General features: G+C 46.3%; 16 protein-coding genes. 1 reads left to right on the top strand and 15 read right to left on the bottom strand.

Translation table 11 applies throughout. The features are described 5' to 3' along the window. Positions 1-43: 43 nt before the first annotated feature. From ACUUJN_RS15915 to ACUUJN_RS15935, 5 genes are all read right to left on the bottom strand, one after another. Entirely contained in the window at positions 44-316 is a 273-nt protein-coding gene (locus ACUUJN_RS15915; RefSeq protein WP_013310732.1) for an HU family DNA-binding protein, read from the bottom strand. A 247-nt stretch (positions 317-563) separates the two neighbouring features. Further along, the gene (locus ACUUJN_RS15920) at positions 564-1,550 is read right to left on the bottom strand and encodes an ABC transporter permease (RefSeq protein WP_013310733.1); all 987 of its coding nucleotides are present in this window, start codon (positions 1,548-1,550) and stop codon (positions 564-566) included. After that, positions 1,547-3,064, bottom strand: coding sequence for a sugar ABC transporter ATP-binding protein (locus ACUUJN_RS15925; RefSeq protein WP_068941596.1), 1,518 nt, complete (start codon positions 3,062-3,064; stop codon positions 1,547-1,549). The genes ACUUJN_RS15920 and ACUUJN_RS15925 overlap by 4 nt, the downstream gene beginning before the upstream one ends. Before the next feature lie 66 nt (positions 3,065-3,130). Then, positions 3,131-4,246, bottom strand: a complete 1,116-nt coding sequence (locus tag ACUUJN_RS15930; RefSeq protein ID WP_013310735.1) for a sugar ABC transporter substrate-binding protein — start codon at positions 4,244-4,246, stop codon at positions 3,131-3,133. A 333-nt stretch (positions 4,247-4,579) separates the two neighbouring features. Beyond that, complete coding sequence (locus tag ACUUJN_RS15935) at positions 4,580-5,512, bottom strand: zinc-binding dehydrogenase (protein ID WP_068941594.1); 933 nt, start codon at positions 5,510-5,512, stop codon at positions 4,580-4,582. 131 nt (positions 5,513-5,643) lie between these two features. On the opposite strand from ACUUJN_RS15935, the gene ACUUJN_RS15940 reads away from it, so the two are divergent. After that, positions 5,644-6,555 carry an MmyB family transcriptional regulator gene (locus tag ACUUJN_RS15940; RefSeq protein WP_023989180.1) on the top strand — a complete coding sequence of 304 codons (912 nt, stop codon included), beginning with the start codon at positions 5,644-5,646 and terminating at the stop codon, positions 6,553-6,555. A 331-nt stretch (positions 6,556-6,886) separates the two neighbouring features. Here the strand turns inward: ACUUJN_RS15940 and spoIVA are convergent, their stop codons facing one another. The 10 genes from spoIVA to cmk form a co-directional block, all read right to left on the bottom strand. Further along, positions 6,887-8,365 carry a stage IV sporulation protein A gene (gene spoIVA, locus ACUUJN_RS15945; RefSeq protein ID WP_023989182.1) on the bottom strand — a complete coding sequence of 493 codons (1,479 nt, stop codon included), beginning with the start codon at positions 8,363-8,365 and terminating at the stop codon, positions 6,887-6,889. 420 nt (positions 8,366-8,785) lie between these two features. Further along, on the bottom strand, positions 8,786-9,136 hold the full coding sequence (locus ACUUJN_RS15950) for a 2Fe-2S iron-sulfur cluster-binding protein (protein ID WP_028540631.1): 351 nt from the start codon (positions 9,134-9,136) through the stop codon (positions 8,786-8,788). Positions 9,137-9,175: 39 nt separating this feature from the next. Then, positions 9,176-9,826, bottom strand: coding sequence for a hypothetical protein (locus ACUUJN_RS15955; protein ID WP_068941592.1), 651 nt, complete (start codon positions 9,824-9,826; stop codon positions 9,176-9,178). Between the two features lie 178 nt (positions 9,827-10,004). Further along, positions 10,005-10,280, bottom strand: a complete 276-nt coding sequence (locus ACUUJN_RS15960) for a stage VI sporulation protein F (protein WP_013310741.1) — start codon at positions 10,278-10,280, stop codon at positions 10,005-10,007. Between the two features lie 165 nt (positions 10,281-10,445). Further along, positions 10,446-11,486 carry an NAD(P)H-dependent glycerol-3-phosphate dehydrogenase gene (locus ACUUJN_RS15965; RefSeq protein WP_023989185.1) on the bottom strand — a complete coding sequence of 347 codons (1,041 nt, stop codon included), beginning with the start codon at positions 11,484-11,486 and terminating at the stop codon, positions 10,446-10,448. Beyond that, positions 11,479-12,087, bottom strand: a complete 609-nt coding sequence (gene plsY / locus ACUUJN_RS15970; protein WP_023989186.1) for a glycerol-3-phosphate 1-O-acyltransferase PlsY — start codon at positions 12,085-12,087, stop codon at positions 11,479-11,481. The genes ACUUJN_RS15965 and plsY overlap by 8 nt, the downstream gene beginning before the upstream one ends. Before the next feature lie 11 nt (positions 12,088-12,098). Then, positions 12,099-13,421 carry a ribosome biogenesis GTPase Der gene (der, locus tag ACUUJN_RS15975; RefSeq protein ID WP_013310744.1) on the bottom strand — a complete coding sequence of 441 codons (1,323 nt, stop codon included), beginning with the start codon at positions 13,419-13,421 and terminating at the stop codon, positions 12,099-12,101. A 147-nt stretch (positions 13,422-13,568) separates the two neighbouring features. Next, complete coding sequence (gene rpsA, locus ACUUJN_RS15980) at positions 13,569-14,795, bottom strand: 30S ribosomal protein S1 (protein ID WP_013371699.1); 1,227 nt, start codon at positions 14,793-14,795, stop codon at positions 13,569-13,571. A gap of 120 nt (positions 14,796-14,915) precedes the next feature. Further along, entirely contained in the window at positions 14,916-15,509 is a 594-nt protein-coding gene (locus tag ACUUJN_RS15985; protein ID WP_013310746.1) for a lysophospholipid acyltransferase family protein, read from the bottom strand. Beyond that, the gene (gene cmk, locus ACUUJN_RS15990; protein ID WP_484668701.1) at positions 15,506-16,213 is read right to left on the bottom strand and encodes a (d)CMP kinase; all 708 of its coding nucleotides are present in this window, start codon (positions 16,211-16,213) and stop codon (positions 15,506-15,508) included. Before cmk ends, ACUUJN_RS15985 begins: the two co-directional genes overlap by 4 nt. Positions 16,214-16,330 lie beyond the last annotated feature (117 nt).

The following is a 16,330-nucleotide window of genomic DNA, read 5'->3' on the forward strand; positions in this document are numbered from 1 at the left end:
AAATTCACGGTCTTTTCAGCGCATTGGGAATATGTAAGAAATCTTATTTAATTCCGTCTTTGAGCGCTTTACCCGGTTTAAATGCCGGAATTTTGCTCGCAGGGATTTCGATTTCTTCTCCTGTTTGCGGGTTACGTCCTTTACGTGCGGAACGTTCACGAACCTCAAAGTTCCCGAAACCTACCAGTTGCACCTTATCTCCGCTTTGCAGCGCTCCAGAGATCGCCTCAAATACTGCATCGATTGCTTTGGTTACGTCCTTTTTGGACAATTCAGTGCTTTCAGAAACCTGATTGATCAAATCCGTTTTATTCATAATATTCACCTCCCAATTCAAGTGTAGTCCAGCATTAAGGTTATCGGTGTTAATGACCGATATGAGGTCGCCTGTATAAAATAACCCGGGCGGCGTACTGCCTTCCATAATGTTATCATCTGTTTCCGTTTCGTCGTTAAATATACATAGAATATACCTAACCTCCGCAATATAGGCCGAAACTGGCGTTTTATGGCACCCTTCTTGCGTGGAACAAGGTTTATAGTAATACAGTCCACAGACAATTTCAAGTACGACGACGGTTTAACACGTAAAAAGTAACGGCCAGCGCAAGTACCAGCACTACTCCTTTGACAATATCATGGGCAAAATATTGCACATTCATCATCGTTAGTCCATTAACCAACACACCGATCAACACTGCACCAATAAATGTACCAATGACATTGGGTTTACCAGCACCAAAGACCGAAAAACCGACGAATACTGCAGCTACCGCCTCCATGAGTAAGGGGGAACCCGCGTCAATTTGGCCTGAGCCTACTCGCGAGGCATACAAAATACCGGCAATCGCCGCAAATACGCCTGAAGCAACATAGGCCAGAGTACGGACTTTTTTTACCCGTATGCCCGACAGACGAGCAGCTTCCTCATTTCCACCCGTTACATACATTTGACGCCCATGCTTTGTATAGGTCAAGAAAACATGCACCGCTGCCACAGCCAGCAACAGTAAAATAACTGAAATCGGGATACCCAACCATTTACCTTGCCCCAGCAAAAGAAATGCAGGAGATATCTCCCCCGGCGCCTTGCTGCCATCGGGAAACTGCATATGATTGTATATGGTATAGCCCTGGGCGTACGTTTTGTGAATCCCGCTTACAATATACATGATTGCAAGGGTTGCGAGCAAATCAGGAATACGCAGTTTAATAATCAGTAATGAATTCAACAGTCCTACCAAAGCACCGACAACCAGAGACACAATAATGACCACCGCAACAGGCTGCTCATACCAGACCATCAAAGAAGCTGAAACGACCGTTGTCAAAGATACTGTAGCTCCCACCGATAGGTCAAAACCGTCCACAATAAGTGACAACGTCACACCAATGGCAACGAAAGTCACAATGGCAATTGAGCCAAGAATGTCCATTAAATTATCATACGTCCAGAAATAAGGTAATGTAGATGAAAAAAACGCTAACACACCTATAATGACAACTACGGCACCGTAACGAAATGAGACGTTTAACCATTTTTCCTTCATGAATGCACCTCTTCACCGCCGCTGGCATACAACAGAAGCTGTTCCTGTTCCACTTCGCCCCGCGCAAATTCCTTTATAATTTTGCCATCATACATCACTGCAATCCGATCACCAATGCCAATCCCTTCAGCAAATTCACAGGTTAGATAAATGATCGCTTTTCCTTGCTCCGCCAACTCGCCAATGATACGGAAAATATCACTTTTTGCCCCTATATCTACACCTTTGGTTGGCTCGTCAAAAACAAATACATCCGCTCCAGAATGTAACCATTTTCCAATCGCAACTTTTTGCTGATTCCCACCACTTAAATATTTAACATTCTGGCGGAGCGATGGCGTCTTAATACCGAGAGAGGCGACAATCCCATTACCGTTATTTCGTTCTTTATGCCGACTGATGAAACCAAGGACACTCAGTTTGCCCAAAAGCGGAAGGCTGAGGTTTCTTTCCACACTCTCCTCAATTAGCACCCCCTGCTTACGCCGCTCCTCAGGTATCGACACAATTCCTTGAGCTACCGCGTCCGCTGGCTCTCTCAATCGAATGGAGCGACCTTTAAAGGTCAGCTCTCCCTTATCCGGCTTGTCTGCTCCTGTAAGAAGTCGTGACAGCTCTGTCTTGCCTGCACCAACCAAACCCACAATAGAGAGAATTTCACCACATCGGACCTGTAAATCAACGCCGTGCACTCGTAAGCCTTTGTGAAGCCCTTTCGCTTCCAATACCGTTTCACCAATCGGTGCCTCTGTTTTTGGGAACTCCTCTTCAAATGTTTTCCCAAGCATATGCGTTACGATGTCGCCTACACTTAAATCAGAGGCAGGCCCCGTGAACACGCGCTCACCATCACGCATCACCGTAACATGGTCACTGTGTTCGATAACCTCCGGCAATCGGTGTGTGATGAGGATACATGCAACTCCCTCATCCTTGAGTGTATGGATTGTGCGGAACAAACGTCGCGTTTCTTCCTCGCTGAGCGGCGCCGTAGGCTCATCAAAAATGATGGTATTTGCTTGCTGTGTCAGAATGCGTGCAATAAGCACAAGCTGTTTTTCTGCCAACGTCAATTCAGACACATATCGTCTTACGTCAATATCTACCTCCAGACGTGCTAATGCCTCACGCGCTCGTCTGCGCATAGAACCCGGTGCAGCCCACCATCGACCATCAGGTGCAGATAAATCGTCCATTACAATATTTTCAGCGACACTTAACTGAGGTACAAGCGCTGAATCGACCTCCTGATACACACAGTGAATTCCCGCCCTTTTGGCCTCCCACGGTGAACTAATGTTCAGTTCCTTCCCACCAACTACGATAGCTCCCTGATCGGAACGATACGCACCGGACAAAATCTTCATCAATGTGCTTTTCCCTGCCCCGTTGGCGCCCAGCAGAGCGTGAATTTCGCCACCCTGCACCGTAAAATCCACAGCTCGCAGCGCATCTACACCAGCAAACTGTTTGCTGATTTTTTTCATTTCCAATGTATATACTTGTGAACTCATGGTGCCCCCTCACGCCTGCTTATGATAAAAGCGCGCCGAAGCGCGCCTTTGCGTTATGCAAACATTTTATTTGGACGTTTCATATTCCTTCATCCAATCCTTATAGCCCTGCTCGCTTTGGCCCCATCCCTTCACATATTGGGACAGCTCGGATGTGGAAATTTGCTTATCTGGCAGCGCTTCGCGTTGCACATATACAGCCTTCAGTACAACTTTCTCCTCCGGATTATCCCCATGCAACTTCTGATATGCATAGCGCACTTGTACGCGCCCGATATCTGTTGGATCTACGGCTGCCGAGGCCACCCAAGGATTTTTCGGGTCCTGGATCATTTGCAAGTCCTCGTCGCTCATGTCAATGCCGTAGACTTTAATTTCCGTACGTCCCGCTTGTTGGATGGCACGGGCTGCACCTTTGGCAAACTCATCCCACGCCGCCCAGACGGCTGTAATTTCGCCCTTAGGATATTGCTTTAATACAGCTTCCATTTTGGCTTGCGTATCCAACGCAGGATTCTGAGCCGAACCAAAAGTCGCAATTTCTTTAATATCTGGATTGGATTTCAAAAATGCACCATAAGCAACCTGACGACGTTCCATCGGTGCAAATCCGGCAACCCATACTTTCACAATGTTGCCTTTGCCACCGATATCCTTTTTCATTTGCTCCAGCGTCAGCTCAGCCATGCTTTGGTCATCCTGTGAGAGCACTACCGCACCCGGAACATTGACGGCAGCATCAAACACGATAACCGGAATATTGCGGGAAATTGCTTTTTTCAGCCCTGTCTCCAGCAATGCATCACCGTGATCAGTCAAAATGACATCAAATTGCTGGTTAATCGCACTATCAAGCAGAGAAGCCATTTTAGCCTTATCGTTATCTGCCACAAACTTAGTCAGCGTACCGCCAAATTTCTTAACTTCCTCTTCCACACCTTGAACATACTGTTGCGAAAATGTGCCCGTGTTAAACTCCATGATCAACGCAACCCGTTTACCCTTTAGATTTAAATTGTCCGTTTTTCCGTTTGTTGTATTCGATCCTGCAGTGCTTGTCCCTTGAGTGCCGCTCTCTGTCTTCGGCACGCCACATGCAGTGACCAGCAAAACCAGCACCAGTAGCATGATAGCCCCCAGCCCTAGCTTTTTGTTTCTTTGGAGCTCTTTTTGGATATTCATGATTTCATTTCCCCCTCGTTCAATCCACAAAATAATTCAAATTTGATACTTAATATATCGCTTTAAACCAAGTATGTAAATAGGTTTTATGAAATATAGAAAAAATTCCGACTACATATGACAAAATACGACAATTCCACAAAAAAATTAAACAACCGCCCCCGATTGAATAACGGGGAACGGTTGCTGCATAGAGGTGTCTTTTTAGTTCTCTATTTGACAGGGTACGCCACAGGGTCGATTTTTGCTTATGCTTAAAATGTGAACATCATGAGCGGAGACTAGCCTGGAGATACAATCTCCTTGTCATTTTCAATATGAGGACGCTCCCATCTAACTTATTTGGAGCACTGCTTTACCAGAAAACTTCCGATCTATCAGTTGTTGAGCAATAGTTCCAATTTCCTTCCACGATGCCTCCACTTCGATCCTTGGTACTAACTGGCCTTTTGAAACAAGCTCACCTAGTAATTTCAGATCTTCCGCTGGCGAATAGCGATTTATCTCCTCTCCTAGAAAGAAGCTGTACAAGGTCCTACCCCCTAAGCCCCTGATATTAATCGTTGCGTAAGGTGAGGACGAATGTCCCATGGATACACAAATCCCTTCTGGCACAAGCTGAGGTAGTAATGCAGCTAGCGTATCACCACCTACTGAATCCAAAATTAGATGATAAGGTCCAAATGTATCAACCGATGAAATCGCCGTATCTCCAACGATAACCTCATTAGCACCAGCCTCTTGAACAAGTAGAGCTTTTCCCTTGGTTCTGGCTACACCTACTGTAAAAGCTCCTGATTGCGCTGCTAGCTGGTGTGCAAAAATCCCAACTCCGCCAGTCGAGCCAGTTATCAATATTCGCTTACCGAGCAGCATTCCTCCTTTTCTAAGCGTATAGAGCGCTGACAGACCGGCTACCGGTAAAGTAGCAGCCTGGGCGAAGGTAATATCATCGGGAAATTCAGCCAGTAATGAAGTAGGGGCAGCAACTTGTTCGGCCCATGCTCCCATTTGGAGAAGGCCTACCACACGGCTTCCTTGTTTCGGACCCGTGCCATCTTTGGCCTGCTCGATGACGATCCCAGCAAAATCCCAGCCTGGTCTGATCTGTCTTCCATTATTCCTTGCATCTACAACTTCACCCCGATTAAGAGAGAAGGCCTGTACTTGAACGATCGCTTCCCAAGGCTGGGCCTGTGGGGCGACAGCTTCCTTTATCGCGAAATATCCTGAAGCAAACGGATCTGTTACAATTGCACGAATCATACGATCTCCTCCATGATTATCATTGAGAACCTCTTGTAAATAGCTCACCTTTTTCACAATGTAGTATACTGTAGGGAATCATCTGCACCAAGTGTAGAACTACACCTCATTATGAAAAGGATTGAAAAAGGATGACCATGCACAAGGACGAGGACTTCCAATATAAAACATTAAAAATCGTATTGGGAGAGATTGAAGCTGTTCGCATGAAACGTCAACGGGAATATACTGAGCTATCTCACCCGTTATTGAAACGATTTACTCAGCAGGAGCTTAATGATGAGGCATGTCCTACGTATAAAAATCTATTGGTTGGACGGTCTCGTCGAATACCGGATCGGCAAACGATGATCCATATTGCTGAGTATCTGGAGTGCACTTCAGATGAGCGCAATGATCTTCTTCTCGCCGCTGATTATCTTCCGATCCATTACGAATTGGAGGGACGGTCTCTGGAGCTGGCTCTGGAGCAAGCGCAGCAGATCATGAGTAATTTGCCATTTCCGGCAATGATCGTTACTCATACCTTAGATATCAAGGGGTTAAATGAGCCGTTTCGCCATTTATTTGATATCCCCTCCGATTCTTTTATGAATGGAAAACTGAATAAAGTTGATTTTCATTTTAACTCCGATTTTTCCATTCGTCCCCGTTCTACCTTCGATGCTGAGTCGTTCGAAGAGTGGGAGTCTCATGCTATTTACGGGATACAAGCTTTCAAAAGGTATAACATGTTTTCCCGATACGACCATTGGTATAAAAAGTTAATTGACAGATTTCGAAAATACGACGATCTTAATAAATATTGGAGTATGCAGCCAAAGGACTCATCAAATGAAGTTGAGCACTCTAAAATCATTTTGGCCAGAATGGGAGCCATGGCCGATTTAGCCCCCATTCGCTACAAGCAAATTCATCTTTCTGTAAGCAGCCACATGTATCCTGGAATTGAAGTGTACTTACCGATTGACGAACCTGGACGCAGAGTATTTGAATATTTGGGGTGTCCTGCCGAATGCCAGAACAACGCTTTTAATAAATAGCCAGTCAATTGCTATATCGATTATAAGAATCGTTCATTGCAAATTAAATAAGCCTCGGTGCTACGTTGAAAGAGACCAAATATGAAAATGACTACCAGGGTAATCACGTTGTGAAACTCATTAATCGGATTGTTACATTTGAACCTAAATCCCGCTAGGAGAAACGAAAAGCTCAATAAAAACAGAGGTAGTCTAGGACTTTATTTTCTCGTCCATGGCTACCCCTGTCTGGTTTTAGAGGTCAGTCTAATATTTTGTTTTTGCGAACCATAGAGAGCCAATTGCTCTCCACGGTATTTCTCTTATACATTTTTTTGGGTGTGGCTTAGCCTTAAAGAATAATAGCAATGAGACCGCCGGAGCCTTCATTAATGATACGACCCAGCGTTTCCTGCAGCTTATAGCGTGCATTGTCCGGCATCATAGCGATTTTACCCTGAATGCCTTCCCGTACAATGGAATGCAGCGAACGTCCGAAAATGTCTGACTCCCAAATTTTGATTGGGTCATTCTCAAAATCCTGCATCAGATAGCGCATAAGCTCCTCACTTTGCTTCTCTGTTCCGATAATCGGAGCAAATTCCGATTCCACATCCACACGGATCATGTGTATGGAAGGTGCTGTTGCCTTGAGCCGCACACCAAACCTTGTGCCCTGACGAATCAACTGCGGATCGTCTAGTGCCATTTCGGACAATGACGGCGCTGCAATGCCATATCCCGTTGTCTTGACCATTTCCAGCGCCTCGGCGAAGCGGTCGTACTCCCGTTTGGCATGGGCAAAATCCTGCATCATTTGCAGCAAATGATCCTTGCCGCGAATCTCTACCCCGACGACTTCGACCAAAATCTGGTCATATAGCTCATCGGGAGCATACAGATCAATTTCAGCTACGCCCTGCCCCATATTCATCCCGCTCAATCCGGCCCTGTCGATGAATTCATATTCCATAAACTGGCCAACCACTCGATCTACATCACGCAGACGTCGAATATCTTTAACCGTATCGCGAACGGAATTTTCATAATTGCTACGCAGCCAGTGCTCTTCGTTCAGTACCATGACCCAGCTCGGCAGGTTTACATTCACCTCATGCACCGGAAATTCATACAATACTTCACGAAGTACGCCTGTAACATCATCTTCCGTCATAGTCGCCGCGCTGAGTGTCATAACTGGTATATCGTACTTGGCAGCCAGCTCACTGCGAAGCTGGAGTGTTTCATCACTGCGCGGATGCGTGGAGTTGATAACCAAAACAAATGGCTTGCCAACTTCCTTCAACTCCTCAATGACGCGTTCCTCCGACTCTACATAAGAGCTGCGAGGGATTTCCGCAATCGTGCCGTCTGTAGTGACTACCACACCGAGCGTCGAATGCTCCTGAATAACCTTGCGTGTACCAATTTCCGCCGCTTCCTGAAAAGGAATGGGTTCTTCGAACCATGGTGTGGAGATCATCCTCGGACCATTTTCATCCTCGTACCCTTTTGCTCCTTCTACTGCATATCCTACACAGTCAACCAGACGTACATTCACGTCCAGTCCTTCCGTTACTTTGATCTGGACGGCATTATTCGGTACGAATTTAGGCTCCGTCGTCATGATCGTCTTGCCTGCCGCACTTTGCGGCAACTCGTCTACGGCGCGGGCACGGTCCGCCTCACTTGTAATGTTCGGCAGAACAATCGTCTCCATAAACCGCTTGATAAACGTTGATTTTCCTGTTCGGACTGCGCCGACGACCCCAAGATAAATGTCTCCTCCGGTGCGTTCGGCAATGTCTTTAAAAATGTCCACTTTCTCCAATGAAATCCCCTCCTCAAAAGTCTCCGAAGGAAAAATGCTTAAAGAGCATCCGCTTCGTGTTCAACCAACTGCTTGATCCCAGATGCGGCAGAACAGCCTTTAAAATGCCCGGAAGTCGTCCGCCGCCGAGATTCAGGAGACTGATGGAATCGGCGAAACGGCGTAAACTCGTACATGCATTTGGACTGATATCATCATATGTATCCCCTCCGTAAAATATGTTTAGTTTTTTAAAAAATAGATTACGACACAGCGATCATTGCAGAAACGATATTTTACGTTTGGGTCCACTCACCTAATATATGCGGGGCAAGACTCTCCCATGACTTCGTCGCTAGACTAAATAAAAAAAGGATGTTTCTCCTGACCGTTTAGAGTCGTCGGAAACCATCCTTTTTTATTTTCCTGATATAATCGGCATTACCACAGTTCATCATCCATCGCCTGACGCTCCAGTTGCCGCCTGATGGCCGCCTTAAGCCTATCCTCCGGTACGGTTACCTGCATATCGCCTTGGACACGCGCCTGGCAGGATAAGCGTATTCCCTCATCCAGTAAAGGTCCCAGCTTACGCTGCTCTGCATCGCTGGGTTGGCCTGCGAATTCAGCCCATTCCGGTGATATTTGTACCTTACACATCAGACAGGCTGCTTTTCCGTCACAACGAGTGGGAATATATACACCCGCTTTACGGGCAGCCTGAAGCAATGACGTACCCTGACCGACCTGTACGCGCCTGCCTGACGGCTTGAACATAATCTGCACATTCATGAACGGTCCTCCAGTCGTCTTTCTCCTAACACACACAGCTTATACTTCATTGCCCATCAGGATGACGGAGTGCAACTCTGGCCAAGGCAGAAGTTCTGCAAGCTTGTCCAATTGCTCCTCATTCCAAATATTACTGACTAGTAGCTGCTTCAGTACAATGATATGACGTCGCGGGTCGCGCTTCATAACATCTGCAATCGCTTTATATCGGTCGGGTCGATTTCGCAATATATTGAATAAAAGTTCATGACTGAGCGGCATCAGACGCAGTGAAGCACTCCCCAGCTCAAGCTGAACCCCAGCCGACCAAAGTAGTCGCTCGATCTCTAAGCGGTATAACGCTCCGCCACATAATACCTCAAATCCCCCCACCAACTCGACTGGAAAACCCTCCAAGTCATAGTGGCTCAGCAATGAAACGTAAGAGCCGCTACGGTCAACCTGCTGTCGATCTATACTCATACCCAGGGGGTGCGCATGGAGCTGCTTTGCAGCATGAATATCCGCATAAATATCAATGTCCCGAGGCAGGCGATCCAGTTCAACTTCTTGCACAAGTAGTGAACAGCTCCCCCCCAGCATCCACGGAACCGACACTTTTGACCAGCTCTCAGCCAAGCTACTCAGCGCAACTGCCAGATTGTGAGGAAGCCTGTCTACTAACACTGATGATATTGCCTCCTTCAACATCGTTTCCTCCTTTGCTGTCTTTCCTTCCGTTTCCTGATGGGCATCATTATAACATGTTCGACAGGGCAGTTCGATATTTTGTGTACTGAAAAAGAGGTTAGCTGCTCCAAAATATAAAAAAAACCGCGAACCTTCCCGGTTCACGGTGAATAATACTAACCGGCGTGCGGCCAGCGGTCTATTTTTTCATCATCATTTTCATCAACGCTTCCATATTGGAAGGATTCATTCCGCTCTTTTTGACGGCACCAACGATATCCCTTACTGTATCTTCCGACACCGGAATGTTGGCCATCGCAGACACCTGCTTGATAAGCTGACGCAGTTGCGCTTCGCTTTGAAGCGTGTCCGCCTTTACCGTGCCTGCCAGCTTTTTCACTGCATTTTCGGATATGTTTTTGCCACCTTTTTTGTTAATGGCCTTCAATGCATCTTTCGGAAAGTTTTTATTCACAATCTCCCCTCCTCCGCCATTGCTCAACTCAGTCTATGAGTGGCGGAGACAAAAGGTGATTAAGCGTACATAAGACATGCCAAACGCCTAACTAAAAAAGGCTATCTCATTATAGAAAAAATCTACCATGAGACAGCCTTTATATTATTAAAGCTCATCCGACCCTTAAGAATGCCATTGCTCCCAAGTTTGAAGTGGCATGACTTCCATCTCGGTCTTAGGATCGCGACCCATCAGCGCCTCAACGGCCTTACGGACGTCACGTCCTTCAAACAGTACTCCATACAGCACCTCTGTAATAGGCATCTGAACACCTAATTTTTGAGAGATGGCGTATGCAGCTTTTGTCGTTCGAATACCTTCTACGACCATGCCCATCGATTCTAGCACAGCATCAAGCTGCTGGCCCTGTCCCAATAGGGACCCTGCACGCCAGTTGCGACTGTGACGACTCGTTGCAGTGACCACTAGATCGCCAATACCAGCCAGGCCGGCAAAGGTTAATGGATTAGCACCCATCTCAACTCCGGCACGGGTAATTTCAGCCAATCCACGAGTCAATAAAGCCGCTTTGGCATTATCACCGAAACCAAGTCCGTCTGACATTCCCGCACCCAATGCGATAATGTTTTTTAGCGCCCCGGACAGTTCCACGCCGAGCAAATCACGGTTTGTATAGACGCGGAAATAGGAGTTCATGAACAGCCCCTGTGCAGCCTGTGCAGCCTTCTCATTAGAGGAAGCTACAACGACCGTTGTAGGACACTTCTTCACCACTTCTTCCGCATGACTCGGACCAGACAGCACGGCAATATCGCCCTCCGCGACTTCCAGTTCTTCCGAGATCACCGTGGACATACGTTTAAGCGTTTCAGTTTCAAAACCTTTAATGGCATGCACTACCAGCATATCCTTGCTAAAATGAGCTTTCAGACTACGTGCTACCTGACGAGCAGCAGCCGAAGGAGATACGATAATCACTGCTCTAGCACCAGATACCGCAGTCTGCATGTCAGTTGTAGCTGAAATGCGATCAGACAAAATGGAGCCTGGTAAATAATGCTCATTCGTATGCTTCTCATTGATTTCAGCTGCTTGCTGCTCGTTTCTCGTCCAGACAGAGACATTGTTGTTATTGGCCGCAAGAACGGAAGCCAGGGCTGTTCCCCAACTCCCCGCGACCAGCACAGCTATTTTCTCAGACAAGACGATCTCCTCCTTTGGAGCCAAGCTTATTCTCATTCCCCCGTACCAGCTTGACTATGTTGGTACGGTGTCTCCACACAGCGAACAGACAAATGATTAGAGCCGTCCAGAATAACGGCCATGCATAACCAAGCACGAGTAATATCCAGGGGGTCAAAATGACAAAAATGAGCGATCCCAAGGATACGTAACGCGTCATTACGATTGCAAGTATCGCAATGATTCCGGCATATAGTGCGGGCAGTAAGGCAAGCGATGCCAATACACCAATAGCAGTCGCAATACCTTTTCCTCCACGGAAGTGAAAATATACCGGCCAGTTATGGCCCGCAATCGCCGCAATGCCGCACAAACCCGGTCCCCAGGATGATTGTCCACCTAACCAGTGCCCTATTAGCACTGCAATAACCCCTTTAAGTACGTCCAGCAGCAGCACCAGAATAGCTGGGCCTTTTCCAAGCACACGCAGCGTATTCGTCGCACCGGCATTGCCGCTTCCATGCTGGCGAATGTCGATTCCTTTTAATTTTCCATACAGCAAACTAAAGCTGACAGAGCCAAGCAAGTAACTGAGTACGATGGCAACGATTTGTAAAATCAACCTATTCGCTCCTAACTTTCGTCAGACTTGCGCCGTGTAAAGATACGAATTGGAGTTCCTTCAAAATTGAAGGCGGCGCGAATTTTGTTCTCCAGATAACGCTCATACGAGAAGTGCATTATTTCTGGATCGTTTACGAATACAACCATCGTAGGCGGCTTAACAGCAACCTGGGTCACATAGTTAATGCGCAGACGACGTCCCTTGTCTGTTGGTGGAGGATTGATGGCAACCGCATCGGAAATTACATCATTCAGCAAATGTGTCTGAATACGCAACACATGCTGCTGCGCCACATGCTGTACAACAGGAAGCAGCTTTTGCAGGCGTTGCTTCGTTTTTGCAGACAAGAACACAATCGGAGCATATGTCATAAACAGAAAGTGATCGCGAATTTTCGTTTCAAACTGGTGCATCGTTTTATCGTCCTTGTCCACGACATCCCATTTGTTAACGACAAACAGCGATGCTTTACCCGCTTCATAAGCATAGCCAGCAATGTGCTTATCCTGCTCAATAATGCCTTCCTCGCCGTTAATAACGACCAGTACAACATCTGCACGCTCAATGGCACGCATGGCACGCATTACACTATATTTTTCGGTCGTTTCATAAACTTTACCACGTTTACGCATACCTGCCGTATCAATCAGCACATACTTTTGACCGTCTTTTTCAAAAGGTGTATCAATTGCATCACGAGTCGTGCCTGCAATGTCACTAACGATAACCCGTTCTTCTCCCAAAATGGCGTTAACCAGTGAAGATTTACCTACATTTGGGCGGCCGATCAAGGCAACACGAATAACGTCTTCATCATAGTGATCTTCTTCCAGCTCAGGCAAATTGGACGTAATGGCATCTAACAAGTCGCCTATCCCTGTTCCATGACTACCAGAAACAGCGATTGGATCACCAAATCCATAAGAATAAAACTCATAAATCAGATCGGCGCGACTGAGGTTGTCCACCTTGTTGACAGCTACGATGATCGGTTTACCCGAACGATATAGCATTTGAGCTACCTCTTCATCTGACTGTGTAATTCCTGCTTTCGCATCACTCATGAATACAATTACATCTGCTTCTTCTATTGCAAGTTCGGCCTGCATACGGATGGATTTTAAAATGACATCCTCACCATCAATCTCAATGCCGCCGGTGTCAATAATACTGAAGGATTTACCATTCCACTCCGATATACCGTATATACGGTCACGAGTGATTCCGGGTTTATCTTCCACGATGGACAAACGATCCCCGATAATCCGATTAAAAATAGTGGACTTACCCACATTCGGACGACCAACGATAGCCACAACGGGTCTTGCCATAAATTCACTCCTCCTGTCAATTCTTCCGCTATCATCATAGCAAAAAACATACCTATTGGCGATATGGTCACGTAACAACAATCGGCGAACCCTCTGGGTCCGCCGATGGTGTACGTTATGCTTATTATAAAATGTATTGATTTAAACTCATTTAAATTTGTTCAGCTTATCGCCAAAACGCTCGCCGAGCGTAATGCTCAGACCGGAATTATTGAGGGAAACGTTAGGATTATTCAGTTCCTCACGAGGTGCACGAGATGCACGTGGTGCTCTTTCTGCTTTAGGAGCAGCTTCAGGAGCTTCCTCAGTTTCTTTAATGCTCAGGCTAACACGTTTTTCGGAAGGATTCATTTCAAGAATTTTAACTTTCACTTCTTGTCCTTCTTCCAGAACTTCTTGTGGAGTTCCAATGTGTTTGTGGGAAATTTGGGAAATATGAACCAAACCTTCCACGCCAGGAGCGATTTCAACGAATGCGCCGAAGTTAACCAGACGTTTTACAACACCTGTTACGATGTCATTGTTGTTGAATTGTCCAGCAGCCGATTCCCAAGGACCAGGCTGTGCAGCTTTCATGCTCAGGCTGATTTTTCCTTTTTCAGGATCTACTTTCAAGACTTTCACTTTCACTTGATCTCCTTCAGAAACTGCATCAGAAGGCTTATCGACATGAGTCCAAGCAATTTCAGATACGTGAACCAGACCGTCCACGCCGCCAACATCTACGAAAGCACCGAACTGTGTAAGACGTTGAACCGTACCTACGATTTCTTGACCTTCTTTCAGCTCAGCCATTACTTTAAGCTTGTTGGCTTCGAATTCTGCTTCCAGAACGTCTTTTTGAGAAAGGATCACTTTGTTATTTTCACGATCCAGTTCTTTTACAACAACACGCAATGTGCGGCCTTTGTAATCACTGAAATCTTCAACGAAGTGACGTTCTACCATGGATGCAGGGATGAATCCGCGCAGACCTACGTCTACCACGATGCCACCTTTAACGACATCATTTACAACGACTTCAAATACTTCTTTGCTTTCGAACAGTTGCTCCAACTTTTCCCAAGCATTTTCACTGTCGATTGCACGTTTGGACAGAACAAGTTTTTCTTTTCCATCGTCGATGCTGATAATTCTAGCTTCAACCTCTTGGCCTACTTGTACTGCTTCTTCTGCGTTATCCAGACCAGAAGACAACTCGCGAATTGGAATAACTCCATCGTATTTATATCCAATGCTTACTACCGCTTGGTTATCTTCCAATTTCACGATTGTACCCTTAACGGTGTCACCTTTTTTCAGGGAGACGATTTGATCGAGCTCGTCTTGATTTGCCGCTTCAGCAGCTTCTTGATTTTTAATTTCTTCCGACATGTCAATACCCTCCTCAATTCAAAAAAAACCATTTATTTAAACCTGCGCATGGCAGAGTTCAAAACATAAATAAACTTTTGTTCTAGTTTTCCGAGCTTAGACACAATTCATGCAAGCCTTTCAGTTATTCGTAGGCTTACCCGTTTCCTTCATCGTGCGAATACGAGACATAATTGCTTCTGTTGCCAGTTCAAGCGGATCTCCTTCGATATCGGCACCCTTTTGGTAAGCGTCCAAATTGACAGGTTTACCGTATAACACTTTCGTTTTACGGAAAAGCTTGTAATCACCAATGATGGCGACCGGAACGGCAGCCGCTCCACTGCGTAGCGCAAAGCTTGCAGCACCCTTTTTACCGATTCCCCCAGCTCCTCTGGAGCCTTCGGGAAAGATCCCCATAACCTTACCGTCACGCAAAATGTTCAATGCCAGCTTAATGGATTCCTTACTTACACCACCGCGTTTGACTGGAAAAGCTCCCAGTTTCCCAATGAGTGGACCTAGTACAGGAACATTAAACAGCTCGGCTTTTGCCATAAAGTGAACCTTTCGCTTCAACAAAATACCGACTGTAGGAGGGTCAAGATTACTAATATGATTAGAACACAACAGTACTCCGCCCTCGGCAGGAACATTTTCCCTGCCTACCGCCTCAAGTCTAAACAGAACGCGGTAAATGAGACGCAAAATACTGGCGCATACAGTATATATCATTGGCTGATCTCTCCATCCTTCTCCGTTAAGCAATAAGATACGATCGTATCAACGACATCCTGAATGCCCATATGGGTCGTATCGAGCACGATGGCGTCCTCACTGCAACGAAGCGGGGATACCTCCCTCTCCTCGTCAAGCTTGTCACGTGCCGCAATGTCACGTTCTAGCTGCTCCAGAGTGATATCATCAGTTTCGCTCAGTTCTTTAAAACGGCGAGAGGCACGTTCCTGAACACTTGCGGTCATGAACACCTTGACTTCCGCATCGGGAAGTACAGTTGTTCCAATATCGCGACCATCCATAACGACACCCTTGCGTGCAGCCATTTCACGCTGGTTTTCAGTCAAACGTGTACGTAAACCAGCAATACTTGAATACTGTGACACGTTGCTAGTCACTTCCATCGAACGGATCACAGTGGTTACATCTTCCCCGTTACAATAAACCTTTTGGCCTGTGGGGTCCGGTACTAATTCAATCACCAGCTCAGGTACATGCTGAAGCACTATTTGTACATTTTCTGCAGGAATTTCCTTACACATCATGTACCACGTTGCTGCTCGGTACATGGCGCCGGTATCTACATATACATAAGAAAGTGCTTTCGCCACCAGGCGGGCCACTGTACTTTTCCCTGCACCAGCAGGTCCATCAATGGCTACATTTATTTTGTTACTTGAAGATACATGTTGCCTTGCCAACAGGGAATTCCTCCTAACCTAACCTCAAGAAAAAAGCAGGCATTGCCTGCGACGTGAAAATTATACCACACATTTATAGGCGATGCAAAATAAGCGACAGGTTACTAAAAAAGAAAA

It is taken from the genome of Paenibacillus sp. LRG-1, assembly GCF_057220305.1.

What these genes read in the sequence shown, in the direction of transcription:
- ACUUJN_RS15935 (WP_068941594.1), bottom strand. Translation starts at nt 5,512, where the DNA reads ATGATTCGTGCAATTGTAACAGATCCGTTTGCTTCAGGATATTTCGCG.
- ACUUJN_RS15950 (WP_028540631.1), bottom strand. Translation starts at nt 9,136, where the DNA reads ATGAATGTGCAGATTATGTTCAAGCCGTCAGGCAGGCGCGTACAGGTC.
- ACUUJN_RS15915 (WP_013310732.1), bottom strand. Translation starts at nt 316, where the DNA reads ATGAATAAAACGGATTTGATCAATCAGGTTTCTGAAAGCACTGAATTG.
- der (WP_013310744.1), bottom strand. Translation starts at nt 13,421, where the DNA reads ATGGCAAGACCCGTTGTGGCTATCGTTGGTCGTCCGAATGTGGGTAAG.
- ACUUJN_RS15925 (WP_068941596.1), bottom strand. Translation starts at nt 3,064, where the DNA reads ATGAGTTCACAAGTATATACATTGGAAATGAAAAAAATCAGCAAACAG.
- ACUUJN_RS15955 (WP_068941592.1), bottom strand. Translation starts at nt 9,826, where the DNA reads ATGTTGAAGGAGGCAATATCATCAGTGTTAGTAGACAGGCTTCCTCAC.
- rpsA (WP_013371699.1), bottom strand. Translation starts at nt 14,795, where the DNA reads ATGTCGGAAGAAATTAAAAATCAAGAAGCTGCTGAAGCGGCAAATCAA.
- ACUUJN_RS15985 (WP_013310746.1), bottom strand. Translation starts at nt 15,509, where the DNA reads ATGATATATACTGTATGCGCCAGTATTTTGCGTCTCATTTACCGCGTT.
- ACUUJN_RS15920 (WP_013310733.1), bottom strand. Translation starts at nt 1,550, where the DNA reads ATGAAGGAAAAATGGTTAAACGTCTCATTTCGTTACGGTGCCGTAGTT.
- ACUUJN_RS15930 (WP_013310735.1), bottom strand. Translation starts at nt 4,246, where the DNA reads ATGAATATCCAAAAAGAGCTCCAAAGAAACAAAAAGCTAGGGCTGGGG.
- ACUUJN_RS15940 (WP_023989180.1), top strand. Translation starts at nt 5,644, where the DNA reads ATGACCATGCACAAGGACGAGGACTTCCAATATAAAACATTAAAAATC.